Annotated in this window: 11 protein-coding genes and 1 tRNA gene; 9 read left to right on the top strand and 3 right to left on the bottom strand. The window is 43.5% G+C overall.

Features of this window, described 5'->3' with window-relative positions; genetic code table 11:
• Nucleotides 1-211: 211 nt before the first annotated feature.
• The 5 genes from folD to N5O98_RS26480 all read left to right on the top strand — a co-directional run bounded on the left by folD (nt 212) and on the right by N5O98_RS26480 (nt 3230).
• Nucleotides 212-1093 (top strand): bifunctional methylenetetrahydrofolate dehydrogenase/methenyltetrahydrofolate cyclohydrolase FolD, encoded by an 882-nt coding sequence (gene folD, locus N5O98_RS26500; protein WP_004304330.1) that lies wholly within the window; start codon nt 212-214, stop codon nt 1091-1093.
• Nucleotides 1090-2238 (top strand): CapA family protein, encoded by a 1149-nt coding sequence (locus tag N5O98_RS26495; protein WP_022199393.1) that lies wholly within the window; start codon nt 1090-1092, stop codon nt 2236-2238. Before folD ends, N5O98_RS26495 begins: the two co-directional genes overlap by 4 nt.
• A 64-nt stretch (nt 2239-2302) precedes the next feature.
• A tRNA-His gene (locus tag N5O98_RS26490) sits at nt 2303-2378 on the top strand.
• A 239-nt stretch (nt 2379-2617) separates the two neighbouring features.
• Entirely contained in the window at nt 2618-2851 is a 234-nt protein-coding gene (locus tag N5O98_RS26485; protein ID WP_004300799.1) for a PspC domain-containing protein, read from the top strand.
• Between the two features lies 1 nt (nt 2852).
• Nucleotides 2853-3230: a VOC family protein gene (locus tag N5O98_RS26480; RefSeq protein WP_004311379.1), complete on the top strand. Its 378-nt coding sequence runs from the start codon at nt 2853-2855 to the stop codon at nt 3228-3230.
• On the opposite strand, the gene N5O98_RS26475 is transcribed toward N5O98_RS26480, so the two are convergent.
• Nucleotides 3222-5087: a DNA polymerase III subunit gamma/tau gene (locus N5O98_RS26475; RefSeq protein ID WP_004311380.1), complete on the bottom strand. Its 1866-nt coding sequence runs from the start codon at nt 5085-5087 to the stop codon at nt 3222-3224. The two genes, N5O98_RS26480 and N5O98_RS26475, sit on opposite strands and share 9 nt — an antisense overlap.
• Before the next feature lie 156 nt (nt 5088-5243).
• On the opposite strand from N5O98_RS26475, the gene N5O98_RS26470 reads away from it, so the two are divergent.
• Nucleotides 5244-5540 (top strand): FtsB family cell division protein, encoded by a 297-nt coding sequence (locus N5O98_RS26470; RefSeq protein ID WP_004300802.1) that lies wholly within the window; start codon nt 5244-5246, stop codon nt 5538-5540.
• Between the two features lie 3 nt (nt 5541-5543).
• Nucleotides 5544-5885 (top strand): hypothetical protein, encoded by a 342-nt coding sequence (locus tag N5O98_RS26465; RefSeq protein ID WP_008774759.1) that lies wholly within the window; start codon nt 5544-5546, stop codon nt 5883-5885.
• Nucleotides 5886-5985: 100 nt separating this feature from the next.
• Here N5O98_RS26465 and N5O98_RS26460 read toward each other — a convergent pair whose 3' ends face one another.
• Together N5O98_RS26460 and N5O98_RS26455 are read right to left on the bottom strand one after the other, a co-directional pair.
• Nucleotides 5986-6588, bottom strand: coding sequence for an OmpH family outer membrane protein (locus N5O98_RS26460; protein WP_004300804.1), 603 nt, complete (start codon nt 6586-6588; stop codon nt 5986-5988).
• Between the two features lie 27 nt (nt 6589-6615).
• Nucleotides 6616-6849: a hypothetical protein gene (locus N5O98_RS26455; protein ID WP_004300805.1), complete on the bottom strand. Its 234-nt coding sequence runs from the start codon at nt 6847-6849 to the stop codon at nt 6616-6618.
• Between the two features lie 133 nt (nt 6850-6982).
• On the opposite strand from N5O98_RS26455, the gene N5O98_RS26450 reads away from it, so the two are divergent.
• Nucleotides 6983-8443: an aminoacyl-histidine dipeptidase gene (locus N5O98_RS26450; RefSeq protein ID WP_004300806.1), complete on the top strand. Its 1461-nt coding sequence runs from the start codon at nt 6983-6985 to the stop codon at nt 8441-8443.
• Nucleotides 8424-9623 carry an endonuclease/exonuclease/phosphatase family protein gene (locus N5O98_RS26445; protein ID WP_182423481.1) on the top strand — a complete coding sequence of 400 codons (1200 nt, stop codon included), beginning with the start codon at nt 8424-8426 and terminating at the stop codon, nt 9621-9623. Before N5O98_RS26450 ends, N5O98_RS26445 begins: the two co-directional genes overlap by 20 nt.
• Nucleotides 9624-9883: the final 260 nt, after the last annotated feature.

Genomic DNA, 9883 nt, shown 5'->3' with positions numbered 1-9883 from the left:
GGAATATAGCAACTTGTTGCCAAATGCATGAGGAAAAAGCAGCATAGCCAAAAGAAAATATAGCAGAACTGTAAAATATAAAAGAGGTTGTGCCAACGTTTTGACACAACCTCTTTTTTATCCCCCCATCTCTTGACAAAAATTCCAATCCCTTTGGAGAGTTCAGTTATTTATTTTACTTTTGTCCATCACCAATAAATACTCTGAAAATATGACTCTGATAGACGGAAAAGCAATTTCCGAACAAGTAAAACAAGAGATTGCAGCCGAAGTAGCCGAAATGGTGGCTCATGGCGAAAAACGCCCGCACCTGGCCGCTATTCTTGTAGGACACGATGGTGGTAGCGAGACTTATGTAGCTGCCAAAGTAAAAGCCTGTGAAGTATGTGGATTCAAGTCTTCCCTCATCCGTTATGAAAGTGACGTGACCGAAGAAGAACTGCTTGCCAAAGTACGTGAACTAAACGAAGACAACGACGTGGACGGCTTTATCGTACAACTTCCCTTACCCAAGCATATCTCCGAACAGAAAGTAATCGAAACAATTGATTACCGTAAAGACGTAGACGGTTTCCATCCGATCAACGTAGGCCGTATGTCCATCGGGCTTCCGTGTTATGTATCCGCTACTCCCAACGGCATCCTCGAATTGTTGAAACGTTATAACATAGAAACTTCCGGAAAAAAGTGCGTCGTACTCGGACGCAGCAATATTGTCGGCAAACCGATGGCTGCCCTGATGATGCAGAAAGCCTATCCGGGCGATGCCACAGTAACCGTATGCCACAGCCGTAGCAGAGACCTGGTAAAAGAATGTCAGGAAGCTGATATTATTATCGCTGCTTTGGGACAACCGAACTTTGTAAAAGCCGAAATGGTGAAAGAAGGCGCGGTAGTTATTGACGTAGGTACTACCCGTGTGCCGGATGCAACCAAGAAATCAGGTTTTAAACTGACCGGCGACGTGAAGTTTGACGAAGTTGCACCGAAATGCTCATTCATCACTCCCGTACCGGGCGGTGTTGGACCAATGACGATTGTATCGTTAATGAAAAATACACTCTTAGCTGGTAAGAAAGCTATTTATCAATGAGACATACCCTGTTTCTGATGATTTTGCTTCTCTCTTTGTCCTGCACCTCCCGGTCGCAGGCAAAGAGAGATTCTATCATTGACACCCTGTCGGACAGCCTTTCCGACAGCATCTTCCCCACCGACACCCTACGCCTCCTTTTCGTAGGTGACCTCATGCAACATCAGGGACAAATCAACGCTGCACGAACATCAACCGGCTATGATTACTCCACATGCTTTGCGTATGTCAAAGAAGAAATAAAGAAAGCCGACCTCTCCATCGCCAACCTGGAAGTGACATTAGGAGGCAAACCTTACAAAGGTTATCCTGCTTTCAGCGCGCCGGACGAATTTCTGACCGCAATTCACGATGCAGGTTTCAATGTTTTAGTGACTGCCAACAACCACAGTCTCGATCGTGGTAAATCCGGACTGGAGAGAACCATTCAATTAATAGACTCTTTAAAGGTTCCACACGCAGGCACGTATATCAACGCTGATGAACGCGAAAAGAAATATCCTCTTTTATTAGAAAAGAACGGATTCCGCATCGCCCTGCTCAACTACACGTATGGAACAAACGGCATCCCCGTTACCCCTCCTAATATCGTGAACTATATCGATACAGCCATCATCGCCAAAGATATTGAAGAGAGTAAAGCAATGAAGCCGGATGCCATCATAGCTTGTATGCATTGGGGAATCGAATACCAGTCACTCCCGGACAAAGAGCAAAAATTCCTCGCCGACTGGCTGATTGAAAAAGGAGTAAACCATATCATCGGCTCCCATCCTCACGTAGTTCAGCCCATCGAAGTTCGCACAGACAGCCTGACGAATGACAAACATCTCGTAGTCTATTCGCTGGGAAATTATATTTCCAATATGTCCGCCCGCCGCACTAACGGAGGACTGATGGTAAGAATGGAATTAGTAAAAGACAGCACTGTCCGCCTCAATAATTGTGATTATAGTTTGGTATGGACAGCCCGTCCCATTCAATCAGGAAAAAAAAATCATCAATTGCTCCCAGTCAATTTGCCGATTGATTCAATTCCTTTACAAGCACGTAACTCTCTGAAAATCTTTGTAAATGATGCGCGAACCCTTTTCAGCAAGCACAATCGGGGAATAAAAGAATATACTTTTTTCGAAAAAAAATAGCAGAATCTTTTGGAAATTAGAAGATAATATCTATCTTTGCACCGCGTTAGAGAAACGCAAACATGGTGGATGTAGTTCAGTTGGTTAGAGCGTCAGATTGTGGTTCTGAATGTCGCCGGTTCGAGTCCGGTCTTCCACCCAACAAAAACCCTTGTAAGTTAAATACTTATGAGGGTTTTCTGCTTTCAGGAAATAGGCATCTTAGAGAGCAAATCATGCTAAATCCTACCTAATATTCCTTGTTGTTGGTCTATTGTTGACCCCCAATTAAGTAAGTTAAAATGCTAACAAATAATACATAAATCTTTCCGTTTAACCCATAAACCAAATATATTCTCTATATTTGTGTAGCATTTGCATTAAAAGAAAATAGTATATCATGGAAAATGAAAAGAAATTAACCCGCTCTTCCAATCGAATGATTGCAGGTGTATGTGCCGGAATAGCCGAATATTTCGGATGGGATGCTACTTTATTGAGAATAGTATATATATTGGCTACATTCTTCACTGCTTTCGCCGGAGTGATTATATATATTATCTTGTGGATTGTCATGCCGGGAAGAAAACCTTCAGACGGATATGAAGACCGCATGAATCAACGCCTACATTGATATGAAAATCAAGAATATCGACCATATCGTCATACCGGTGTCCGATATAGATAAAAGCCTACATTTCTACACAGAAGTCCTGGGAATGGAAGCCGATACAAGCAACCAACGCTTTGCCGTCAAGTTCGGTAATCAGAAAATCAATCTTCACGTAGGAAAAGCACAGTTCCTTCCTACTGCCAAGCATCCTGCTTTCGGAAGTGCGGACATCTGTTTACTTACAGAAGGAAACATAGAGGAAATAAAAGTCGAAGTAGAATCCAAAGGAATAGAAATAGAAGTCGGTATAGTCCAGCGTCAAGGCGCGCAGGGTGCCATCCGGAGTATTTATTTCAGAGATCCGGATGGTAATCTGATAGAAGTAAGTACATTAATATAATTCCAGCCCGAACTCATCTTTCAGTTGCATCAATGCCTGATTCTTTTGAGCCATCATCTGGAATTTCTCGACACGTCCCACAGGACGTACTGTTTCTGTTGCCTCACTTACCCGCACTGTCATCATCACTTTACTGTTCTTCAGTCTGCCGCGAAGATAATCCTGCAATTCGGGAATCAAAGCTGTAAAATCCTTTGCAGCAAACTCATTATCAACCACCACTTCAAAAGTAGTTGAGTTGTTAAGCAACGCCGGACGGAGCATCTGCATACGTTTTGCAAGAGCATCCTGTTCTTTCGGCAACTGGCCGGCATACTCCTGCCAATAATAATTCAAATCCCGGTCATTGAACATAAAATCCTCTTCCGGTTGTTGCACCTTAGGAACATAAGTTGTAGCCGCATTCTGCGATACTTGGTCACGCTGCGGATTCTTGATAGATACCCCCAAGCTGGACATCTTCATCACGGGAATTTTTCGTTCTTCCTTGGCAGTCTGAGCAACTCCCGCTCCTTGTGACGGAGCAGACGAAGCCGCACCAGGAGAAGCCGGTGCTCCCGGTTGCACAGCCGCAGAAGCCTGCGGATGCTGGGCAGTAGTGCCATTAGCAGCCTGTGTTGTAACTGAAGACGGAGACGAATGAACTGGAGCCTGCTGAACCTGAGTGCCAGAAGCTACCTGCGGCTGCTGTGCTGCGGCAGGCTGAGTGAATACGGGTTTTATAGTCTTCTTAGGGCCACGCCCACCACTCACGTCATCCCCCTCGGTGGTAAGCTGTGCAACCTGTATCAAGGTCAGTTCTACCAGCAAACGCTTATTTTTGCTGATGCGGTAATTCAAATCGCACTCATTACACAGCTTCATAGCCCGGTACAAGAAAGGTAACGGACATTTCTGCGCCTGTTCCTGATAACGTTGGCGTATGCTCGCTCCCACTTCCAGTAAAGGCAATGTCACCGGGTCTTTCCCGACCAACAAGTCACGGAAATGAGACGACAATCCGGTAATAAAGTGACTTCCGTCAAAACCTTTATTCAATATATCATTGAAAAGCAACAATGCGTCGCTCACCTTGTTTTCGAGGAAGCAATCCGTCAGACGGAAATAATATTCATAATCAAGTACGTTCAGATTATCAATCACACTCTTATAGGTGATATTTCCTCCGGTGAAACTAACCACCTGATCGAAGATAGACAATGCATCACGCATACCACCGTCCGCCTTCATGGCTATCACGTTCAGCGCTTCCGGCTCTGCCGTGATTCCTTCTTTCGAAGCAACATACGACAGATGATTCACCGTATCTTCCACGCTTATCCGGTTAAAGTCATAAATCTGACAACGTGAAAGAATGGTAGGAAGAATCTTATGCTTCTCCGTCGTAGCCAGAATAAAAATCGCATGACGGGGAGGTTCTTCCAGCGTTTTCAGGAACGCATTGAAAGCAGATGCCGAGAGCATGTGCACCTCGTCGATGATATATACCTTATACTTACCAATCTGTGGCGGGATACGCACTTGCTCCACCAACTGGCGAATGTCATCCACCGAATTATTAGAAGCAGCATCGAGTTCGTGAATATTATATGACCGCTGTTCGTTGAAAGCTACACATGACTCACACTGATTGCAAGCCTCTCCGTCAGCGGTAGGCGTCATACAATTAATGGTTTTGGCAAAGATACGCGCGCAAGTCGTTTTTCCTACCCCGCGCGGTCCGCAAAACAAATAAGCATGAGCCAGTTTTTGGGTAGCAATTGCATTTTTCAGCGTAGTAGTCAACGCCCGCTGTCCCACCACCGATTCGAACGTGGACGGACGGTATTTACGGGCTGAAACAATATAGTTTTCCATATCCGGGATTCTCTCTGTTTTTGAAATTTCGCTTATTCTGCAAATGTACACAAAAAAAGTGATAAGTAATAAGGGATAAAGAGAGAAGTTTTGAAGCCGAAGCGATAAGTTTTTAAGTTATTAGTTTTATCTTTGCAGATATTAAAAGGAGAAATTATGGGTAAACTAATCAGTATCTGGAGTTTCATATGCAGACGCAAGTACCTCATTACGGTCGTTGCATTTGCTGTTATCATTGGCTTTCTGGACGAGAACAGCCTGGTTCGTCGTTTCGGATATGAACGGGAAATCAGCCAGTTGAAAGAAGAGATAGAAAAGTACCGGGCAGATTACGAAGAGAACACCAAACGTCTCAACGAAATAAGTACCAATCCGGACGCCATCGAACAGATCGCCCGTGAAAAGTATCTGATGAAGAAACCCAACGAAGATATTTACGTTTTTGAAGATTAAAGAATGAAACAATTAGTACCCGCCCTTTTCACCGCAGGCGCCATAATGGCTCTCACCGGAGCAGCTGTGTTTATTACCGGATGGATATACGCTCCTTACATATATACTGTTGGAGCCGGATGTATCGCATTGGCACAAGTGAACACACCCGTCAAAGGAAAGAGCAAAACATTGAAACGCCTGCGTATTCAGCAGATATTCGGCGCACTGGCACTTATCCTGACCGGAGCCTTTATGTTTACCACACGAGGCAATGAATGGATTGCCTGCCTCACAGTTGCTGCCATCCTCGAACTTTACACCGCTTTCCGTATTCCACAGGAAGAAGAAAAAGAAAGGTCATAAAAAAAGCCCGTTCATAGCTTTTCAGTCTTGAACAGGCATCACTTTTTTTAATTCGATAATGTTCCGTCCTTTTATAAAGAACGGAACAGTTTTATATCATTTATTTCTTCACTGGTGAATATCTTGCATTCAACCCGTCAACAATTTCTTTTGTAATATTGAAAGTGCTGTCAGCATAAAGCAGGTTATCGAAACCAGTGTTGCTGAAGATCAGGCTATATCCGTGAGTCTTATTATATTCTTTCAGGAAAGCGTTGATAGAATCGCGGAACTGCAAGCTATTCTTGTTGTTCTCTTCCATCAAACCATTCTGAAGTTTGTTGCTCAACTCTTGCAAATCTTGTTCCAACTTCACCAGACGGTTGTACTCTTGCTGCGCTCTATCTTGTGACAGGAAAGCATTGTTTTCAACTTTCTTCTGAAAATCTTGCTTTTCCTTGTTCAAAGAGGTAGCCTTCTGATTCAATGTCATACGAACGTTTTCGCTCTTCTTTACCATCGCCTCATTCAAGTCAATACAGAAATTGTATTTGGCAAGCAGCGTATCTATTTCAACATAGGCAATTTTCATTCCTGACAGTTCGGCATTAGCCTGAGCCGGAGCATTGGTAGTTTGATTGTCAGTTTTGCCAGCACATTGTGAAAATAAAACGATAAACGCAAGAGCAGCCAAACCGTTCATGAGGTAGTTCATTCTATTCATAATTAATAAGTATTGTTTTTAATAAATTTAATTCATACTATCGTTCAAGGCTTTTTCCAACTCGTTAATAGAAAAACGCGGCTTCTTTTGTGCTTCGCGATCTTGCGACTGTGCGCATCCGATTCCTTTCTGACGCAACGCTTTATTCCCACTCACGTGACCATTCGGGAACTTCCCACCCTTCGTAAAGAATACTTTCACCCCTAATAATACCAGGGAAATAGCAACTATTAACAAAGTTATCAGTATAGTCTCAACCATTTCTATTAATTTTGTGAGTGCAAAGATAGGCTTTAATGAGATATGAGTTCAGATAAGTCAATCAAATTAACCATATTTAGCAATAGAAGAAGCGAAAACAACCCTTCTATTCCTATTATAAAATAGAAACAGCATGGAAAAAAAAGACTTAAAGCCGGCTGGCGTATTCAAGTATTTCGAAGAAATCTGCCAAGTGCCACGCCCTTCGAAGAAGGAAGAGAAAATGATTGCCTACCTGAAGGCATTCGGAGCAAAACATAATCTCGAAACCAAGGTGGACGAAGCCGGTAATGTATTGATTAAAAAGCCCGCTACTCCGGGAAAAGAAAATCTTCAAACCGTCGTTCTGCAATCGCATATCGACATGGTGTGCGAAAAGAATAACGATGTTCAACATGACTTCCTCACCGATCCCATCGAAACTGAAATTGACGGTGAATGGCTGAAAGCCAAAGGCACAACCCTCGGAGCCGACAACGGTATCGGTGTAGCTACCGAGCTGGCTATCCTGGCTGACGACAGCATTGAACATGGTCCGTTGGAATGTCTGTTTACTGTAGACGAAGAAACGGGGCTTACCGGAGCTTTTGCCCTACAAGAAGGTTTTATGAGCGGTGACATCCTTCTGAACCTTGATTCGGAAGATGAAGGAGAAATCTTTATCGGATGTGCCGGAGGTATTGACTCCGTTGCAGAATTTACGTATAAAGAGGTAGAAGTTCCCGCCGGATATTTCTTCTTCAAGGTGGAAGTGAAAGGTTTGAAAGGCGGTCACTCCGGTGGTGACATTCATTTGGGACGGGGCAATGCCAACAAAATACTGAACCGTTTTCTTTCACGCATGGCTGGCAGACATGATCTGTACCTTTGTGAAATCAACGGAGGTAATCTGCGTAACGCTATTCCCCGCGAGGCTTATGCAATTTGTGCAGTTCCCGAAGATGCCAAGCATGATGTCCGCACCGAACTGAATATTTTCACCAGCGAAATGGAAGACGAATTATCTGTTGTAGAACCTGACTTAAAGTTGGTACTCGAATCGGAAGCTCCCCGTAAGATAGCTATCGACCAGGATACCACTACCCGCTTATTAAAAGCTCTGTATGCAGCTCCTCACGGTGTATATGCTATGAGCCAGGATATTCCCGGACTGGTGGAAACGTCTACCAATCTGGCATCTGTCAAGATGAAACCGAATCATATCATCCGTATTGAAACCAGTCAGCGAAGCTCGATACTATCCGCACGCAACGATATGGCGAACACGGTTAGGGCCGTATTCCAACTGGCAGGAGCTAATGTTACGTTCGGTGAAGGTTATCCGGGATGGAAACCGAATCCGCACTCGGCTATCCTCGAAGTGGCAGTTGAATCTTACAAGCGTCTATTTGGTGTAGATGCGAAAGTTAAAGCCATCCATGCAGGATTGGAATGTGGTCTGTTCCTTGATAAATATCCAACGCTGGATATGATCTCTTTCGGACCGACACTGACAGGTGTTCATTCTCCTGACGAACGAATGCTTATTCCTACTGTAGAAAAGTTCTGGAAACACCTGTTGGACATCCTGGCACATGTACCTGCCAAGAAGTAGCGGGCAAATAAGTCAACATAAAGAAGAGTATGGTAACAGTCAAAAAAGAATAGCTGTTATCGTACTCTTTTTTACTATGATTTTATCAGGTGTAAGTTTCCTCGCTCCTTCCAATATCATTGCACAAGAGGTTCACAGCAGACAAGCCTCCTCTCAACAAGAAAGAATCTCTTTCCGTGTTGTAAGTTGGAACATAGAAAACCTGTTCGACACACACCACGACAGTCTGAAGAACGATCATGAATATCTTCCCGATGCGATACGTCATTGGAATTATAGCAGATATAAGAAAAAACTGGCTGATGTTGCCCGTGTAATTACTGCTATTGGCGAATGGAATCCTCCCGCATTAGTTGGATTATGTGAAGTAGAAAATGATACAGTGCTTCGTGACCTTACCCGTCATTCTCCTTTAAAAGAGCTCAGCTATCGTTATGTAATGACCAACTCCCCTGATTTAAGAGGAATTGACGTAGCCTTGCTTTATCAACGGGATCTATTCAAACTATTATCTTCCCGTTCCATCTCCATTCCTCCGTTTAAGCAGCACCGTCCGACAAGAGATTTGCTACACGTCAGCGGGCTTCTACTGGCGGGAGATACACTCGACGTATTTGTCTGCCACTTCCCCAGCCGTTCGGGTGGAGCCAAAGAATCGGAACCTTATCGTTTATATGTAGCTCACATACTGCGTACGGAAGTCGATAGCATTATGAATATTCGTTCTCATCCGCAAGCCATTATCATGGGGGATTTCAACGATTACCCGACGAATCAGTCCATTCTGAAAATACTGAAAGCCGAAGCGCCTCCTGTTAAAACCAATGACCTAGCTTCAACAACCGACTCCGCCAACGCCTCAACAGTTACCCCCTCCTCACTAAAACTATATCATCTACTTGCCCGAAAAGCAAAATCAAAAAACTTCGGTTCTTACAAATTTCGTGGTGAATGGGGATTACTCGACCACTTGATTGTATCAGGCACGCTATTAAATCAATCAAATCACTTTTTCACTAGCGAAGAAAAAGCAAATGTATGCCTTCTCCCTTTTTTACTGAAAGACGACGAAAAATATGGTGACAAAGAACCTTTCCGCACTTATAAGGGAATGAAATATCAAGGAGGCATCAGTGACCATCTTCCTATCTACACAGACTTTGAATTGATTGTATATTAATTATGGCAAACGATAGTAGCCAATATTATCAGGTTATTACAAATAAAGATAGTCAACCATTATCAGAGAAGTACAAACGCCGCTACAGCATACTCTGACAAGAGACTATTCTCACTACGATGAGAAAAAATACTCATCGCCATGAGGTTGTGTCAAAACGCTGACACAGCCTTTTTTTATGCGCAAAGCCCAGACTTTCTCAAGCCCGGGCTTTGTTATTACCCAAAGTTTTCGTATCTTTAGGTATAAAGTTTTTCGTT

It is taken from the genome of Bacteroides sp. LFL-34 (assembly GCF_027257075.1).
GTDB classification, from domain to species: domain Bacteria; phylum Bacteroidota; class Bacteroidia; order Bacteroidales; family Bacteroidaceae; genus Bacteroides; species Bacteroides ovatus.
Note: the sequence above shows the minus strand (reverse complement) of the source record. Positions and strands in the feature narration are given on the sequence as shown.